Raw genomic sequence first — 15,707 nt, forward strand, 5'->3', positions numbered from 1 at the left:
AGGTTCCAGGCTACCGGGCGGTGTGGGGGCGGCCAAACTCGCGAGGGTTGTTGGAACCGGTACAGCCATGGGTCAGCAATAGGTATCGCTGACCGATACCTGTTGCTGACCCGACTCAGGCTGCGGTTGCGAGCGCGTGGCGGATTCGTGCGATCAGGTCCTCGGGACGTTCGGTCAGATCGGCCCAGGTGAAGTTCAGCACCGACCAACCGGCAGCGAGTAGATCGTTGCGCCGACGCCGATCGTATTGGAACGCGGCAGCATCCCGGTGATAGGCGAAACCATCGATCTCGACGATGAGACGCTGCGACGGGAATGCCAGGTCGGCCGTGTAACCGTCCGTTGTGTAGTTGGCGATCCAGCCGTCCACGTCCGCGTCCTGAAGGAGCGCGACCGTCAGTCGTTCGGCTTCGGAGCGAGCCCCGGATTCCAGTGCGCCCAGGATGCGCCGGAGCCCTGGGGCGCCGGGTTTGCCGGCGCGTCGTGCGGCCGCATCGTGCAGTTGGCGAATGGACACGCGACGGCACAGCAGCGCGTGGTCGACGATGGCTATCGAGTCCTCGAGCGCAGCCTCCAGCAGTGCATAGGGCAGCGCCGTGACACGGAGGCCCGCGCGCTCGTAGAAGTCCGCGTCGTCGAGGCGCCGATAGTGGACGCGGGCACCCGACTGGGGTCGTCGGTGATGGCTCCGCGGCACCGTGACGGTGATGGTCTTCGGCGGTTCGTCCACCAGGCCCTGCCACCACACCGAAGCCACCCCGGAGAGGACGGCAGCCGGGCCGGCTTGTAGCACTGACAAGCGGACCGCGGTGCGTGCCGTGGTCGGGTGATCGGCGACGGTGTAGAGCCCCCGCGCGCTCCTGGTCCACACCCCGGATGCGACTCTCCGCGCGACGGCGGTCCGGTCGAGTCCGGCTGCGCGCGCGTCTGCCGCGGTGATCACCCCGTCGTGTTCGATCGCGATCCGGCGGAGTTCGGAGGGCAGGTGCATACGTGGTTGGACGCCCGTCGCCCCGCCGAGGTTCCCTACAGAAAAGTTTCAGCAGTAGGTATCGATGAGCGACACCTACTGCTGAACCGGGCCGGACGCAGGCAGGACTATTCGAACGGAACCGGGGGCATGGTGACGACCTGAGCGGCGTAGGAGAGTCCGGCACCGAAGCCGAGGAGCAGGGCGGTCTGTCCCGGCTGTGCCTTGCCGGTGGAGAGCAGGTCCTCCATGGCGAGCGGGATCGACGCCGCGCTGGTGTTGCCGGTGTACTCGATGTCCTTGGCCACCACCGCGTCGTCGCGCAGCTTGAGGTTCTTGGCGAGCAGTTCGTTGATGCGGGCGTTCGCCTGGTGCGGCACGAACACGTCGAGGTCCTCGGAGCCGAGCTTCGCGGCCTCGAGGGCGCGGTGGGCGACCTTGCCCATCTCGAAGGCGGCCCAGCGGAAGACGGCCGTGCCCTCCATGCGCAGGTAGGGGCGCTTGGTGCGATCGCTGTCGAGGAAGGTGATCCAGTCGAAGTCCTGGCGGATGGCGTTGAACTGCGAGCCGTCCGAGCCCCAGATGACCGGGCCGAGCTGCTGCTGGTCGGTCGGGCCCACGACGACGGCGCCCGCGCCGTCGCCGAAGATGAAGCAGTTGGTGCGGTCGGTCATGTCCATGGTCACCGAGAGCTGCTCGGCACCGATGACGAGCACGTGGGTGGCGCTGCCGCCGCGGATCATGTCGGAGGCAAGTGCCATTCCGTAGCCGAAGCCGGCGCATCCGACGGTCACGTCGAAGGCGGGCACGCCGTTGGCGCCGAGTTCGGTGGCGACCTTGGTGGCGCCGGCCGGGGTCAGCAACAGGTGGGTGTTTGTGGCGAGGATGACGGCGTCGATGTCGGAACCCTGCAGCAACGCGTTGGCGATCGCCTTGCGTCCGGCGTTGACGGCCATCTCCATGACGCTCTCGTCGCGACGGGCGAAGCGGCGGGTCTTGATGCCGGTGCGCGTGTAGATCCACTCGTCGGACGAATCGATGTTCTCGCAGATCTCGTCGTTGGTCACGACCCGTTCGGGCCGGTAGGCGCCGATTCCGAGCATTCCGATGTTGTTGATGCCAGTGGTGTCTGCGATGACCGCCATGGTGAACCTTTCCGAATAACGTGCCCGGCGAATATGTGACCCGACATATGACGGTACCCACACGGTGTCTTACTGGGAAGTAGCGGACCCCTCCGGCGAATCGTTACGCCGCGAGAGAAAGCGGACCGAATTCGTCCTCGTTGCGATGAAGACTCGTCGTCAGATCAGTCGATCATCATCGGGGGCGTCGGAATTCGGCCGTCCACCACGACGATCAGCACACGACGAAGTGCGCACACATCAAGCACCAGAGATGCCATCGGGAAGGGAAGTCCGCATGATCCACGCACGCGGGTTGGTCCAGGTGTTCCACACCGGGAAGGGCAAGAAGAAGCGCGAGGTCCGCGCGGTCGACGGCGTCGACCTCGACATCGCCGAGGGGGAGGTGGTCGGCTTCCTCGGACCCAACGGCGCGGGCAAGACCACGACGCTGCGGATGCTGACGACGCTGCTGCGACCCACCGCAGGCACCGCGACGGTCAACGGATACGACGTGGTCGCCGACCCCGTGTCCGTCCGGCGCAGCATCGGCTACGTCTCGCAGGCAGGCGGAACATTCAGTCAGGCGCAGGCAGGCGACGAGATCGTCGACCACGGGATGCTGTACGGGTTGTCGCGCGCCGAGGCCACCCGCCGCGGCCACGACCTGTTCTCGCAACTGCAGCTCGACGGCCTCTGGGAGCGTATGCCCAAGAACATGTCCGGGGGTCAGAAACGCCGCCTCGACATCGTGATGGGCCTCGTCCATGAACCGTCGCTGGTGTTCCTCGACGAGCCGACGACCGGTCTCGACCCGCAGGCGCGCGCGAACCTGTGGGAGCACATCCGGCGTCTGCGCACCGAGCGCGGCGCGACGGTCTTCCTCACGACGCATTACCTCGACGAGGCCGACGAACTGTCCGACCGGATCATCATCATCGACAACGGGCAGATCGTGGCCGCGGACACCTCCGACAACCTGAAGGCCCAGGTCTCGGGCGATCTGGTGTCGTTGGAGGTGGCCGACGCCGCGGCGGTGTCCACCGCCGCCGAGAAGCTCGCCTCCGTCACCGGCGGCAACGGCGAGGGTCGGATCGAGGTGGACGGCAGGCACGTGCAGGGTCGGGTCCCGCGGGCCGGGCGCGCGCTACCCGGACTCCTGCGTGACCTCGACGCCGGCGGGATCACACTCGACTCCATCGAGGTCCTCCGTCCCACACTCGACGACGTCTTCCTCACTCTCACCGGGCGGTCGCTGCGCGACGCAGAGACCGGCGGGGGACCTGACGAGCTCGCCGATCAGTCCGCCGCACACCCGTCCGCCGATGCCTCGTCCTCCGCACTCGACCAGCAGGGAGCTTCCCGATGACCACCTTCTTCCGCGAGAGCACCATCGTCTTCCGTCGTCAGATCCGCATGAACCTGCGCAACCCCGCCTGGGTCCTCATCGGGGTCATGCAGCCGATCCTCTACCTGGTGCTGTTCGGACCGTTGCTCAAACCGCTCGTCGCGCAGTTCCCGGGCGGCGCGGACAACCCGTACACCTTCCTCGTCCCGGGACTCCTGGTGCAGCTCGGCCTCTTCGGCGCGCTCTTCGCCGGGTTCAGCCTCATCGGTGAGTGGCGCGAGGGCGTCATCGAGGCCGAACGCGTGACACCGGCGAGTCGTACGGCGTTGCTGACGGGCCGGCTGATGCGCGACATGTTGCAGCTGCTGGTGCAGGCGTTGATCCTCGTGGTGCTCGGCTACGTGATGGGTATGCGCGGATCGTTCGTCGGCGTGATCATCGGCATCGCGATCACGATGCTGATCGGCGGCGCCTGCGCCGCGGCGTCGAATGCCCTGGCGCTGACCACCAAGAGCGAGGACGTCATGGCCCCGCTGATCAACATGGTGATGATGCCGGTGCTGTTGCTGTCGGGCATCTTGCTGCCGATGACGCTCGGACCGTCGTGGCTGCAGAGCCTGAGCGATTTCATGCCGTTCCGGTGGATCGTCGACGCGGTGCGCGACACCTTCTCCGGTGACCTCGCCAGCGCTCAGGTCCTGTGGGGCGTGCTCGCGTCGCTCATTCTCGCCGGCCTCGGAACCCTATGGGGCACTTCGGTGTTCCGGAAGGAGAATGCGTGACCGTTGCACCCTGAGAGGTCAGGGTCAGCGCCCGTCGAAGCTCGTCACGGCGGGGGCGGGCGGGAGGGTGACGACCGCACCGGCATAGCTCAGTCCGGCGCCGAAGCCGAGGAGCAGTGCGGTCTGCCCGCCCGTCGCCTTGCCGGTGGCGAGCATTTCCTCCATGGCGAGCGGGATCGACGCGGCCGAGGTGTTGCCCGTGTTCTCGATGTCGTTGGCCATCGGGAGGTCGTCGGGGAAACCGAGGTTCTTCTTCATCAGTTCGTTGATGCGGGCGTTGGCCTGGTGAGGCACGAAGACCTCGATGTCCTCGACGCCCACCCCGGAGGTCTCCAGGACGGTCGCCAGGGCGCGGGGGAGGGTGATCGCCGCCCACCGGAACACCTTGGGTCCGGCCATCGTCACGACCATGCGGCCGACGGGATCGGCCGCGGGGTCCTTGTGCTGATAGGCCTGCGCACGATCCATGTATTCGGGGATGTCCCAGTTCTGCCCGATCGCCTCGGCGTTCTCGCCGTCGCTGCCCCACACCGTCGGGGAGATGCCGTTGTCCTCGCTCGGTCCGACGACCACGGCCCCGGCACCGTCCCCGAAGATGAAGGCGGTGTTGCGGTCGGTCGGATCCATCACCACCGACATCGTCTCGACGCCGACGAGGAGGACGTACTCAGCGCTGCCCGCGCGGACGGTGTCGGCGGCGATGCCGAGGCCGTATCCGAAGCCCCCGCACCCGGCGGCGACGTCGTAGGCCGCGATGCCGTTCAGGCCGATGTCGGCGGCGACGATGGGTCCGCCATGGGGGATCTTGGTCTTCCAGCTGTTCGTGGCGAGGATCAGCGCCCCGATCTTCTCCTTGGGGATCCCCGAGTTCGCGATCGCACGCTCCGCGGCTGCGGCTGCCATCGACCGGGCGCTCTCGTCGCCGCTGATCCACCGCCGGTTGCGGATGCCGCTGCGTTCGAAGATCCACTCGTCGGTGGAGTCGAGGACCTCGCACACCTCGTCGTTGCTGACCAGGCGTCGCGGCCGGTATGCGCCGATGCCCAGCATCGAGACGTTTTGGTGTCCGGTCTTCACCGAGAGGTTGACCACTGTTGTCGATCCCTTCGCCAAGTGCTGCCGCAGCGATTCTAGAGCCCGGTCGCCGACGTCAGCCGTTCAGCGGCCATCGGGGCGAGGATGACGCACAGACCGGGGCCGACGACGAGGACTCGCCGTATCGGCGACGAGCGCGATCACCAGGTGTGCACGGTGTTCTGGGCGGCCTCCAGATCGGAACCGACCAGCACCTCCACGGCATCGCAGCCGTTGCCGATCAGCAGGTCGACTTCGGCGCGTGCAGCGGACGGGAACGGCTTCAGCACGAAGTCGGCGGGATCCTGCCGTCCGGGGGGACGGCCGATGCCCAGCCGCACCCGGAGGTAGTCGCGCGTGCCGAGCGCCTGACTGATCGAGCGCAGACCGTTGTGGCCACCCTCGCCTCCGCCGCGCTTGAGACGTACCGCACCGAAGTCGATGTCGAGTTCGTCGTGCACGACGATCAGGTCGTCGATCGACACAGAGTAGAACTTCGCCAGCGGACCGATCTGGCGCCCGGACTCGTTCATGTACACACGCGGCTTGGCCACGAGGACCGGGTGGCCGCCGAGCCGGAGCTCGGCGACCTCGGCGCCGGATTTCTTGTGTACTTTCCAGCGCTCCCCGGCGGAGGCGACGAGGCCGTCCGCGACCATCGCGCCGACGTTGTGCCTCGTCTTCTCGTACTTGGACCCGGGGTTACCGAGTCCGACAATCAGTTTCACCACTCGAACCGAGTAGCCGGAGGTCGGGTTACTCCGACTCCTCAGCAGCTTCCTCGGTGGCCTCGCCGTCGGCGTCGGCAGTGCCGTCGGCCTCGGACTCGGTGGCCGCGGCCTGGGCCTCGTTGACCGCCACGATCAGGGTCTCCGGGTCGGCGATGAGGGTGACACCCTCCGGCAGGTCCAGATCGGAGGCGTGCACGGAGAGGCCGGCCTCGGCGCCTTCGACGCTGACGACGATTTGCTCGGGGATCGACAGGGCGTCGGCCTCGACCTCGACGACGCTGGCGTCGGAGACGACCAGGGTGCCGGGAGCGGCGTCGCCCTCGACGATGATCGCGACCTCGACGGTCACCTTCTCGCCGCGGCGGACGATGAGCAGATCGGCGTGCTCGATGTAGTTTCGGATCGGATGAACGTCGACCTGCTTGGTCAGTGCGAGCTGGCTGGAGCCCTCGATGTCGAGGTCGATGATGGCGTTCAGGCCGTTGTTACGCAGGATCGCGGCGAACTCGCGGGCGGGGAGGTGCAGGTGCTGCGGGTCGGTGCCGTGACCGTAGAGCACGGCGGGAACCTTGCCCTCGCGGCGAGCGCGGCGTGCGGCACCCTTGCCTTTTTCGGTACGGGTGTTGACCGTGAGCTTGCTGGCCTGGTTCGACATGAAGATCTCCTCGTGTGGTGTGCGGTCTGTCGGCGTCGCGACGAGCGACACCGGGCACGGGCTCCGACCGCGGACACCCACCGGCCCGAGGGGCACAGGAGGACTGCGATGGCCGCGCCGATCACGGTGACTTGGTCACCCTCGCCGAGACAACGGGAGCCAGAGTAGCCGATGACCTGCCGCGATGTCACATCCCTATCCGGTCGGCCCGACCTCGGGGATACTGGTCTGCCATGACCTCACAGACTCCGATCGAGATCGTGACCACCCTGCTGGACGAGTTCGCCCGCGGCGACGTGCCCGCCGCCCTCGAGACCATCGACGACGACATTGCCTACACCAACGTCTCCCTCCCGACCATCCGCGGCAAGAAGAAGGTCGCCGGTGTGCTGGGCGGGGTCGCCCGCAACGACGGGGTCGGGTTCAACTACCGGATGATCAACGTCAGCGCGGACGATGCCGGGGTGGTGCTCACCGAGCGTGTCGACGAACTGCGGTTCGGACGGCTGCACATGCAGTTCTGGGTGTGCGGACGCTTCGAGGTCCGCGAAGGCCGGATCACGGTGTGGCGCGACTACTTCGACTACTACGACATGACCAAGGCGCTCGTTCGTGGCGTCGCGGCGCTCGCGGTGCCGTCGATCCAACGTCCACTGCCCGCGCCGGCGATCTCGGCCTGAGCGACCGGCGCATACGACCCCGTCGACCACCGACCGGATCTGTTGTGACTCAGAGGATCTCGTCGAGCTTCTCGATGGGCCGCGGGATGCGGGTGCCCTTGTCGGTCACCACGATGGGACGTTCGACGAGGATCGGGTGCTCGACCATCGCATCGAGGATCTGCTCGTCGGTCGCGGACGCGAGGTCGAGTTCTTTGTAGAGGGCCTCGCGTTTGCGGACCGCCTTGGCGGGTGTGACGCCGGCGGCGGCGAACAACTCGACGAGTCGTTCGCGGCTGTACGGCTCGTCGAGATACTTCACGACGGTGGGTTCCACGCCTGCGTCGCGCAGCGCCTGCAACGCTTTTCGCGAGGTCGAGCACTTCGGGTTGTGATAGATCGTCGCGTCCACGGAACACACGGTACCCCGGTCGGAGATGCGCCCGCGAACGCGACGAAGGGCCCGGCGAGAACGTCTCGCCGGGCCCTTCGTGGCTGGTCGGTGGGCGCGCCCGCTGGTCCCTGAGGTGCGAGCGTGCGGCCCGTTGCTCCCTGAGGTGCGAGCGTGCGGCCCGCTGGTCCCTGAGGTGCGAGCGTGCGGCCCGTTGCTCCCTGAGGTGCGAGCGGAGCGAGCCTCGAAGGGTCAGGCGATGCCGTCGAACAGGCTTGTCACCGAACCGTTTTCGAAGACCTCGCGGATCGTCTGGGCGAGGAGCGGGGCGATCGAGAGGACCGTGAGGTTCGCGAACCGCTTCTCGTCGGGGATCGGCAGGGTGTCGGTCGCGATGACCTCTTTGGCGCCACAGTTCGCGAGTCGCTCGGCCGCCGGGTCGGAGAACACGCCGTGCGTGGTGGCGATGATGACGTCGCCTGCACCCGCGTCCTTGAGGACGCGCACCGCGCCCGCGATGGTGCCGCCGGTGTCGATCATGTCGTCGATCAGGATGCAGGTGCGTCCCTCCACCTCGCCGACGACGCGGTTGGACTTGACCTGGTTGGGCACGAGCGGGTCGCGGGTCTTGTGGATGAACGCCAGCGGTGCGCCGCCGAGGGTGTCGGCCCACTTCTCGGCCACGCGGACGCGTCCGGAGTCGGGGGAGACCACGGCGATGTTGTCGGTGCCGTACTTGCCCCGGATGTACTCGGCGAGCTGCCCCTGGGCGTGCATGTGGTCGACGGGCCCGTCGAAGAAGCCCTGGATCTGGTCGGTGTGCAGGTCGACGGTGATGATCCGGTCGGCGCCTGCGGTCTTGAGCAGGTCGGCGATGAGGCGGGCCGAGATCGGCTCACGGCCGCGGTGCTTCTTGTCCTGGCGGGCGTACGGATAGAACGGGAGGATCACGCTGATGCGTTTGGCCGAGCCCCGCTTGAGGGCGTCGATCATGATCAGCGCCTCCATGACCCACTGGTTCAGCGGGAACGGGCAGCTCTGGAGGACGAACGCGTCCGAGCCGCGCACCGAGTCCTCGAATCGAACGAACAGCTCGCCGTTGGCGAAGTCGCGGGCGGTCTGCGGGGTGACCTTGATGCCCAGTTCATCGGCGACGGCTACGGCGAGTTCGGGATGGGCACGACCAGAGAACAGCATCAGGTTCTTCTGGTTGTCGGTGGTCCAGGTCATGAAAACTCTTCTGTTCGTGTCGTTTCGGTCAATCGGGCTGCCTGCCGCGAACGGCAGATCCTGATCTGCCTCGGGCGGCGGAGCAGGGTCGTACGCGGATCGGTGTCAGTCCGATCCGGGGTCACTGTCGCGTGCGTCGAGGGCTGCTCGTGCTGCCGCCGTGTCGGGACGCTTGCGCACGACCCAGTCCTCGATGACACGTTGTTCGCCCGCCGAGACCGCAAGGGCTCCCGGCGGTACATCTTGCCGCACGACGGTTCCGGCTCCGGTGTACGCCCCGTCGCCGACGGTCACCGGTGCGACGAACATGTTGTCCGAGCCGGTGCGGCAGTGGTCACCGATCACCGTGCGGTGCTTGCTGACCCCGTCGTAGTTGACGAAGACGCTCGACGCGCCGATGTTGGAGTGCTCGCCGATGGTCGCATCGCCGACGTAGGTCAGGTGCGGGATCTTGGAGCCGTCACCGATGGTCGCGTTCTTGGTCTCGACGAAGGTGCCGATCTTGCCGGCCACCCCGAGCGATGTGCCGGGCCGCAGATAGGAGAACGGGCCGACGGTGGCGTCTGCGCCGATGATGGCGTCGCTGCCATGCGTGCGGATCACGTGCGCACCCGACCCCACGGTGACGTCGGTCAGCGTGGTGTCGGGGCCAACGACCGCGTCTGCGGCGACGGTCGTGCGGCCGAGTAGCTGGGTTCCCGGTTCGATGCGGACGTCGGGCTCGATGGTGACGTCCACGTCGATCCACGTGGTGGCGGGGTCGACGACGGTCACCCCCTCGAGCTGATGGCGACGGATGATGCGACGGTTCAGTTCGGCGCCGAGGGCGGAGAGCTGAGCGCGATCGTTGCAGCCGGCGACCAGTACCGGGTCGGCGACGGTGTGACCGCGCACCGTCCGGCCGGCCGAACGGGCGATCTCGACGATGTCGGTGAGGTAGTACTCGCCCTGCACGTTGTCGGTGGACAGCTTCGACAACCCGTCACGCAGGGCGGCGCCGTCGAAGGCGTACACGCCTGCGTTGACTTCGGTGATCGCGCGTTGCTCGGCGCTGGCGTCCTTGTGTTCGACGATGGCCACGACGTCGGCCCCGTCGCGGACGATGCGGCCGTAACCGGTCGGATCGTCGGCGACGAAACTGGTCAGGGTGACGGCGGCGCCACCGTCGGCGGTGTGGGTGTCGATGAGTTCGCGGAGTGTGTCGGCGTCGAGCAGCGGGACGTCGGCGGCGGTGACGATGACAGTTCCGTCGAACTGTTCGGGCAGTCCGCCGAGCCCGACGCGGGCCGCATCGCCGGTGCCGCGAGGCGCATCCTGTTCGGCGATGCCGACCTGCACACCGAGCCGGCCGGCGACCTCGCCGATCGCGGCGGTGACGCGCTCCCTCTCGTGGCTCACCACGGCGATCAGATGTTCAGGCGAGATGCCCGCGGCGCCGTGGAGCGCGTGGCCGACGAGGGATCGTCCGCCGATGGTGTGCAGGATCTTGGGGGTCTTGGACTTCATGCGGGTACCGGCGCCCGCGGCCAGGACGATCACGGCCACGGATGTCGACGTCTCCGTCATCGAATGTCCACCCTCTTCCTGATCGGGTCTGCCACGATCATGTTCTGCGCGACGTCGGTCGCGGCACTGTTCGGGCAGCGTCCACGGTCGCACGTCGGGTGCGATCCTACGCATCGGTAGCCGGGGGCAGAAATGCACTGCGCAGTTTGGAACGGTTGGTCGTAGCCGGCCTGATAGAACACAGGGGACCGCGAATCCCGAGCGATCAGTCGGTAATGCACGGCGGCCCGGCCGCCGGATCGTGTTGGATGCGGGATGAGGAAACGCACACGCGCCGGAGTTGTCCGGTTCGTCAATCGATCACACGGAGGTAGTGAATGAGCACGCAGAAAACGGCGATCGTCACGGGGGCGGCTCGGGGAATCGGTGCGGCAGTGGCCAAGCGCCTCGCCGACGACGGTCTGGCCGTCGCCGTCCTGGACCTCGACGCCGACGCCTGCGCGGACACCGTCAAGGCCATCACCGATGCGGGGGGCAAGGCCATCGCGGTCGGCGCCGACGTCGCCGACGAGGCCTCGGTGAACGCGGCGGTCGAGAAGGTCGTCGCCGAGCTCGGCAAGCCGACCGTTGTGGTGAACAACGCCGGCATCACCCGGGACAACCTGCTGTTCAAGATGACCGTCAACGACTGGGACTCGGTCATGGCGGTGCACCTGCGTGGCGCGTTCAACGTCACCAAGGCCGCTCAGAAGTACATGGTCGAGGCCGAGTGGGGACGCATCGTCAACCTGTCGAGCACGTCGGCGCTCGGCAACCGTGGCCAGGTGAACTACTCCGCGGCCAAGGCCGGCATGCAGGGCTTCACCAAGACCCTCGCGATCGAACTGGGCCGCTTCGGTGTCACCGCCAACGCCATCGCACCGGGCTTCATCGAGACCGAGATGACCGCAGCGACCGCCGAGCGCGTCGGCGTGCCCTTCGAGGACTTCAAGCGCGCCGCGGCGAGCCAGATCCCGGTCAACCGGGTCGGTGTGCCCGAGGACATCGCGCACACCGCGTCCTTCTTCATCAGCGAGGGTGCGGGCTTCGTGTCCGGCCAGGTCGTCTATGTCGCCGGCGGCCCGAAGGACTGATCACCGACAGAACTCGACTCGACTCCCGGACCCCGATCGCCGTCTGGGAGTCGAGCCGACGTCGAGTGGTCACCTGGCGTGAGTGCCCGCAGGCTGTGGCACAATCGTCAGCGCAGTGATCCGCCATGGTGTAATCGGCAACACTCCTGATTTTGGTTCAGGCATTCTAGGTTCGAGTCCTGGTGGCGGAGCTCATGAGTCGAGGCGCGGTCGTGCCCGCAGAGAGTGCTCTGGCCGGCGTCGACCTCCTGACGAGGCTCATCCCGCCGGACGCCCCAGCCCCAGGTTGTCCCGCAACGTCGTGCCCGCGTAGTCGGTCCGATGTACCCCCAGCTCCTGCAGGACCGGGACCACCTCGTCGACGAACCGATCGAGTCCGCCGGGCACGATGTGCGGTACCAGGATGAAGCCGTCGGCGACGTCGGCCTGCACGAAGTCGTTGATCGTGTGCGCGACGGTCTGCGGCGAGCCGACGAACGACTGGCGGCCGGTGACCTCGATGATGAGTTCGCGCGTCGTCAGGTTCTTCGCCTCGGCCAGGTCGCGCCACTCGCGCGCGACGGCGATCGGATCGCGGTGCATGCGCACACTCGCGCGTCCCTTCGCGACCGTGTTCTCACCCGGGACCGGATCCACCTGCGGCAGCGGACCGTCGGGGTCGTGATCGGAGAGGTCGCGATTCCACAACTGCTCCAGGAACTTGATCGCCGTCTGCCCGCTGACCTGCTGCATGCGCACCTCGTGAGCGAGTTCGGCTGCCTGCGCGTCGGTGTCGCCGACGACGAAGGTGGCGGCGGGTAGCACCAGGAGCTGTTCGGGGCGTCGGTCGTAGGCGGCCAGTCGCCGCTTGACGTCGGTGTAGAACGCCCGGCCGGCATCGTAGGTGGCATGCCGGGAGAAGATGGCGTCGGCTGTCGCGGCCGCGAACTCCCGGCCCTCATCGGAGTCACCGGCCTGGAAGATGACCGGCCGCCCCTGTGGCGGGCGCGGGGTCGGAAAATGCCCCCGAATGTCGAATTGCGAACTCGTGAAGTCGAATTCACCCGCGTCGGGGCGCGCCAGGAACTGGCCGCTCGCGGTGTCGGCGAGGACGTCGTCGTCGCGCCACGAGTCCCAGAGTGTCGCGGCGGCAGTGAGGAATTCCTTTGCGCGTGCGTACCGCTGGTCCTCGGGCAGGTAGCCGCCCCGGCGGAAGTTCTCACCGGTGAACTCGTCCCACGAGGTCACCACGTTCCAGGCCGCGCGCCCGGAGGACAGGTGATCGAGGGTCGCGAATTGCCGTGCGACGTCGACCGGTTCGTTGAAGGTCGAGTTGATGGTGCCGGTCAGACCGAGGTGGGTGGTCACCGCGGCCAGCGCGGACAGAACGGTGAAGGTGTCGGGTCGTCCGACCACGTCGAGGTCGTAGATCAACCCGTTCTGTTCACGGAGCCGCAATCCCTCGGCGAGGAAGAAGAAATCGAACTTCCCGCGCTCGGCGGTCTGTGCGAGATGAACGAACGAGTCGAACTCGATCTGGCTGCCCGACTCGGGATCGCTCCACACCGTGGTGTTGTTGACCCCGGGGAAGTGTGCGGCGAGATGCACCTGCTTGGTCATGCGACACCGGCCTTTCCCGTGACGAAACGGTTGGACGGGCGGTCCAGCCCGAGGTGGCCGCGCAACGTCGACTCGGTGTACCTGTCACGGAATCGGTTGCGGTGCTGGAGTTCCGGTACGACCTCTCGGGTGATCGTGTGTAGGTCCTCGGACAGGGCGGCCGGTTGGAGTCGTATTCCGCTGATTCCCTCCACCGCTGCCCAGCGTTCGATCTCGTCGGCGAGTCCGGTCGGTGTGCCGGTGAACACCGCACTGTCGGGTGTGAACGGTGCGCCGGCCCAGTCGTCGAGTTGTGCGCGGCGCCCGTCCGCCTCCGCCTCCGTCGCGGCGAGCACGACGAACAGGTCGACGAACAGCAGTGCGGGCTCGTCGATCTCGCGGCCGGCGTCGGAATGGGCGGCGCCCACGGCGGCCACGGCGCGTGCGGCGTCGTCGACGTCGCGGGGACTGATGAACCCGACATCGGCACCGCGCCCGATCACGCGCAGGTCGGTGGGATGTGCGCCGGTCGCGGCGATGACCGGCCGTCCCTGCGGCGGTCGCGGGGTGATGGCTGGGCCCCGCACCGAGAAGTGATCCCCGGCGAAGTCGATGTAGTGCAGCTTGTCTCGGTCGACGAAGCGGCCGGTAGCGACGTCGCGGATCTCGGCGTCGTCCTCCCACGAATCCCACAGCAGTCCGAGCACAGTCGCGAAGTCGAGGGCTTCGGACGCAAGGTCGGTGAGCACGGCCGGATCGTCGGGGAACCGTCGTCGGCCGAAAAGCGCGGCCTCGGCCGGGTCCGCGGTGGTGCGCAGCACGACTCCGGCACGGCCATTGCTCACATAGTCGAGCGTCGCGATCGCCTTGGAGACGTGGAACGGCTCGGTGTGGGTGGCGGTCGCCGTTGGGAGCAGCCCGATCGAACGGGTCGCGGGGGCCAGACGGGAGGCGAGTAGTACCGAGTCGAGTCCCCCGGTCGCGCGGTCGGTCCGGGGACGGCCGCGGTGCAGCGCGAACGAGTCTGCGAGCGTGACGAAGTCGAGCAGTCCCGCCTCTGCCTCCGCGACCAGTGGCTGCCAGTGGGCCGGTGTCGTCAACGTGTCGGCCCCGGCCCCGGGTGTCCGCCACGAGCCCGGATGCGACCCGGAACCATCCAGCGCCACGGCAAGGTGCACGTGCTCGGCCATCGCGGCCTCCCTCAGTCGTGTAGGTCGATGTCTGTCCCTGACTCGAACGGCGGGGGCCGGAGCAGGGATTCCGGAGGACGGTCATCGGATCGTGGTGGGCCAAACCCTTCCGATATGCCGCCGGCAGCGCTTCGGTGGTCAGGATGAGGTGTGTTCGACGCAGGACTCGAGATGGTCGGGGAGCGGCATGACGGGAATCGAACCGGAATCGATACCGCTGTCGGCGCTCGACCTCGCGCCGGTCACCGAGGGTGGTGACGCCGCGACGGCGGTGCGCCGCAGTGTCGCGCTGGCCCGGCACGCCGAACGCCTGGGCTACCGTCGGTTCTGGCTCGCCGAGCATCACTTCGTCGCGGTCGCGAGTTCGTCGACGACCACTCTCATCGGACTGATCGCCGCCGCGACCGAGTCCATCCGGGTGGGGTCAGCGGCAGTCCAGAGCGGTTTGCACACCCCGGTGTCGATCGTGGAGGCATTCGGGACGATCGACGCGCTGTACCCCGGCCGGCTCGATCTGGGGCTCGGTCGTTCCGCTCAGCGTCGCACCGAACTCTCGACCACGGACCGCCGGCCGGCTCCTCGCGAGCCCGCGCCCCGGCAGCCCGACGAGGTCGTCGACGGCCTGCTCATCCCGACGCCGTTCCCCGTGGAGTCGATCCTGAACGCACCGCGGGTCGTCGCCGCGTTCGAGGCCTCTCAGTTCGACGGTGCGTCGCCGCCGGACTTCGACGACGCCGTCGGTGACGTCCTCGCACTGTTGGCCGGCGACTTCGCACACCAGGACGTCGAACTGACCGCGGTGCCCGGACGTGGCGCGGACGTGGCGGTCTGGATCTTCGGGAGCAGCAAGGGACAGAGCGCCCAGACGGCAGGAGCGCGGGGACTGCCGTTCGTCGCCAATTATCACGTCAGTCCCAGCACGGTCCTCGAGGCCGTCGAGGCGTATCGCAGTGCGTTTCGGCCGTCGCCGGTCCTGGCCGAGCCGTATGTGGTCGTCTCTGCGGACGTCGTTGTCGCCGAGGATGAACCGACCGCACGTCACCGCGCCTCCACCTATGGCCACTGGGTGCACGGCATCCGCAGCGGGGCGGGCGCACAACCGTATCCCGACCCCGACACAGCGCGTCCCCTCGATGACGATGCGCGCGTTCTCGTCGACGATCGCGTGCGCACCCAGTTCGTCGGTGACCCCGAAACCGTCGTGGACGGGCTGCGGACACTCGCGCGGGTGACCGGCGCCGACGAGTTGCTGGTCACCAGCGTCACGCACGACTTCGATCATCGGTTGTCGTCGCACGAATTGCTCGCCACCGCATGGGGATTGGGAGGATCGTGA

15 protein-coding genes and 1 tRNA gene are annotated in these 15,707 nt (G+C 67.7%); 6 read left to right on the plus strand and 10 right to left on the minus strand.

The features are described from left to right. Window positions 1-115 precede the first annotated feature (115 nt). A complete protein-coding gene (locus ACSUZC_RS07220; protein WP_439032175.1) occupies window positions 116-991 on the minus strand; it encodes a type IV toxin-antitoxin system AbiEi family antitoxin domain-containing protein in 876 nt (291 codons plus the stop codon). A 107-nt stretch (window positions 992-1,098) separates the two neighbouring features. Beyond that, complete coding sequence (locus ACSUZC_RS07225) at window positions 1,099-2,115, minus strand: beta-ketoacyl-ACP synthase III (protein ID WP_439032176.1); 1,017 nt, start codon at window positions 2,113-2,115, stop codon at window positions 1,099-1,101. A 277-nt stretch (window positions 2,116-2,392) separates the two neighbouring features. Here ACSUZC_RS07225 and ACSUZC_RS07230 point away from each other — a divergent pair, with 277 nt between their 5' ends. Both ACSUZC_RS07230 and ACSUZC_RS07235 read left to right on the plus strand, forming a co-directional pair. Further along, window positions 2,393-3,463 (plus strand): ATP-binding cassette domain-containing protein, encoded by a 1,071-nt coding sequence (locus ACSUZC_RS07230; protein ID WP_439032177.1) that lies wholly within the window; start codon window positions 2,393-2,395, stop codon window positions 3,461-3,463. Continuing rightward, entirely contained in the window at window positions 3,460-4,224 is a 765-nt protein-coding gene (locus ACSUZC_RS07235; protein WP_238423294.1) for an ABC transporter permease, read from the plus strand. The genes ACSUZC_RS07230 and ACSUZC_RS07235 overlap by 4 nt, the downstream gene beginning before the upstream one ends. Window positions 4,225-4,248: 24 nt before the next feature. Here the strand turns inward: ACSUZC_RS07235 and ACSUZC_RS07240 are convergent, their stop codons facing one another. From ACSUZC_RS07240 to ACSUZC_RS07250, 3 genes are all read right to left on the minus strand, one after another. After that, complete coding sequence (locus ACSUZC_RS07240) at window positions 4,249-5,274, minus strand: beta-ketoacyl-ACP synthase 3 (RefSeq protein WP_439033026.1); 1,026 nt, start codon at window positions 5,272-5,274, stop codon at window positions 4,249-4,251. A gap of 185 nt (window positions 5,275-5,459) precedes the next feature. Next, window positions 5,460-6,026 (minus strand): aminoacyl-tRNA hydrolase, encoded by a 567-nt coding sequence (gene pth, locus ACSUZC_RS07245; protein ID WP_439033027.1) that lies wholly within the window; start codon window positions 6,024-6,026, stop codon window positions 5,460-5,462. Window positions 6,027-6,054: 28 nt separating this feature from the next. Next, entirely contained in the window at window positions 6,055-6,684 is a 630-nt protein-coding gene (locus ACSUZC_RS07250; RefSeq protein WP_439032178.1) for a 50S ribosomal protein L25/general stress protein Ctc, read from the minus strand. A gap of 233 nt (window positions 6,685-6,917) precedes the next feature. On the opposite strand from ACSUZC_RS07250, the gene ACSUZC_RS07255 reads away from it, so the two are divergent. Then, window positions 6,918-7,364, plus strand: coding sequence for a limonene-1,2-epoxide hydrolase family protein (locus ACSUZC_RS07255; protein ID WP_439032179.1), 447 nt, complete (start codon window positions 6,918-6,920; stop codon window positions 7,362-7,364). A 49-nt stretch (window positions 7,365-7,413) separates the two neighbouring features. Here ACSUZC_RS07255 and arsC read toward each other — a convergent pair whose 3' ends face one another. From arsC to glmU, 3 genes are all read right to left on the minus strand, one after another. Then, window positions 7,414-7,755, minus strand: a complete 342-nt coding sequence (arsC, locus tag ACSUZC_RS07260; protein WP_439032180.1) for an arsenate reductase (glutaredoxin) — start codon at window positions 7,753-7,755, stop codon at window positions 7,414-7,416. A gap of 231 nt (window positions 7,756-7,986) precedes the next feature. Continuing rightward, window positions 7,987-8,964: a ribose-phosphate diphosphokinase gene (locus ACSUZC_RS07265; protein WP_439032181.1), complete on the minus strand. Its 978-nt coding sequence runs from the start codon at window positions 8,962-8,964 to the stop codon at window positions 7,987-7,989. A gap of 105 nt (window positions 8,965-9,069) precedes the next feature. After that, window positions 9,070-10,530: a bifunctional UDP-N-acetylglucosamine diphosphorylase/glucosamine-1-phosphate N-acetyltransferase GlmU gene (gene glmU, locus ACSUZC_RS07270; RefSeq protein ID WP_439032182.1), complete on the minus strand. Its 1,461-nt coding sequence runs from the start codon at window positions 10,528-10,530 to the stop codon at window positions 9,070-9,072. Window positions 10,531-10,847: 317 nt separating this feature from the next. On the opposite strand from glmU, the gene fabG reads away from it, so the two are divergent. Continuing rightward, on the plus strand, window positions 10,848-11,603 hold the full coding sequence (gene fabG, locus ACSUZC_RS07275; RefSeq protein ID WP_439032183.1) for a 3-oxoacyl-ACP reductase FabG: 756 nt from the start codon (window positions 10,848-10,850) through the stop codon (window positions 11,601-11,603). A gap of 119 nt (window positions 11,604-11,722) precedes the next feature. Beyond that, window positions 11,723-11,794, plus strand: a tRNA-Gln gene (locus ACSUZC_RS07280). A gap of 67 nt (window positions 11,795-11,861) precedes the next feature. Here the strand turns inward: ACSUZC_RS07280 and ACSUZC_RS07285 are convergent. After that, window positions 11,862-13,202, minus strand: a complete 1,341-nt coding sequence (locus tag ACSUZC_RS07285; RefSeq protein WP_439032184.1) for an NtaA/DmoA family FMN-dependent monooxygenase — start codon at window positions 13,200-13,202, stop codon at window positions 11,862-11,864. Next, the gene (locus ACSUZC_RS07290; protein WP_439032185.1) at window positions 13,199-14,371 is read right to left on the minus strand and encodes an LLM class flavin-dependent oxidoreductase; all 1,173 of its coding nucleotides are present in this window, start codon (window positions 14,369-14,371) and stop codon (window positions 13,199-13,201) included. Before ACSUZC_RS07290 ends, ACSUZC_RS07285 begins: the two co-directional genes overlap by 4 nt. 187 nt (window positions 14,372-14,558) lie before the next feature. On the opposite strand from ACSUZC_RS07290, the gene ACSUZC_RS07295 reads away from it, so the two are divergent. Then, window positions 14,559-15,707, plus strand: coding sequence for an LLM class flavin-dependent oxidoreductase (locus tag ACSUZC_RS07295; RefSeq protein WP_439032186.1), 1,149 nt, complete (start codon window positions 14,559-14,561; stop codon window positions 15,705-15,707).

Origin of the sequence: Gordonia terrae (genome assembly GCF_051789125.1) — a bacterium.
GTDB classification, from domain to species: Bacteria; Actinomycetota; Actinomycetes; order Mycobacteriales; family Mycobacteriaceae; genus Gordonia; species Gordonia terrae_A.

Bases quoted from the DNA above. Each gene is read 5' to 3' on its own strand.
- ACSUZC_RS07285 (WP_439032184.1), bottom strand. From the start codon at position 13,202: ATGACCAAGCAGGTGCATCTCGCCGCACACTTCCCCGGGGTCAACAAC.
- fabG (WP_439032183.1), top strand. From the start codon at position 10,848: ATGAGCACGCAGAAAACGGCGATCGTCACGGGGGCGGCTCGGGGAATC.
- ACSUZC_RS07235 (WP_238423294.1), top strand. From the start codon at position 3,460: ATGACCACCTTCTTCCGCGAGAGCACCATCGTCTTCCGTCGTCAGATC.
- ACSUZC_RS07255 (WP_439032179.1), top strand. From the start codon at position 6,918: ATGACCTCACAGACTCCGATCGAGATCGTGACCACCCTGCTGGACGAG.
- ACSUZC_RS07250 (WP_439032178.1), bottom strand. From the start codon at position 6,684: ATGTCGAACCAGGCCAGCAAGCTCACGGTCAACACCCGTACCGAAAAA.
- ACSUZC_RS07220 (WP_439032175.1), bottom strand. From the start codon at position 991: ATGCACCTGCCCTCCGAACTCCGCCGGATCGCGATCGAACACGACGGG.
- ACSUZC_RS07225 (WP_439032176.1), bottom strand. From the start codon at position 2,115: ATGGCGGTCATCGCAGACACCACTGGCATCAACAACATCGGAATGCTC.
- ACSUZC_RS07230 (WP_439032177.1), top strand. From the start codon at position 2,393: ATGATCCACGCACGCGGGTTGGTCCAGGTGTTCCACACCGGGAAGGGC.
- ACSUZC_RS07240 (WP_439033026.1), bottom strand. From the start codon at position 5,274: ATGCTGGGCATCGGCGCATACCGGCCGCGACGCCTGGTCAGCAACGAC.
- glmU (WP_439032182.1), bottom strand. From the start codon at position 10,530: ATGACGGAGACGTCGACATCCGTGGCCGTGATCGTCCTGGCCGCGGGC.
- ACSUZC_RS07290 (WP_439032185.1), bottom strand. From the start codon at position 14,371: ATGGCCGAGCACGTGCACCTTGCCGTGGCGCTGGATGGTTCCGGGTCG.
- ACSUZC_RS07295 (WP_439032186.1), top strand. From the start codon at position 14,559: ATGACGGGAATCGAACCGGAATCGATACCGCTGTCGGCGCTCGACCTC.
- ACSUZC_RS07265 (WP_439032181.1), bottom strand. From the start codon at position 8,964: ATGACCTGGACCACCGACAACCAGAAGAACCTGATGCTGTTCTCTGGT.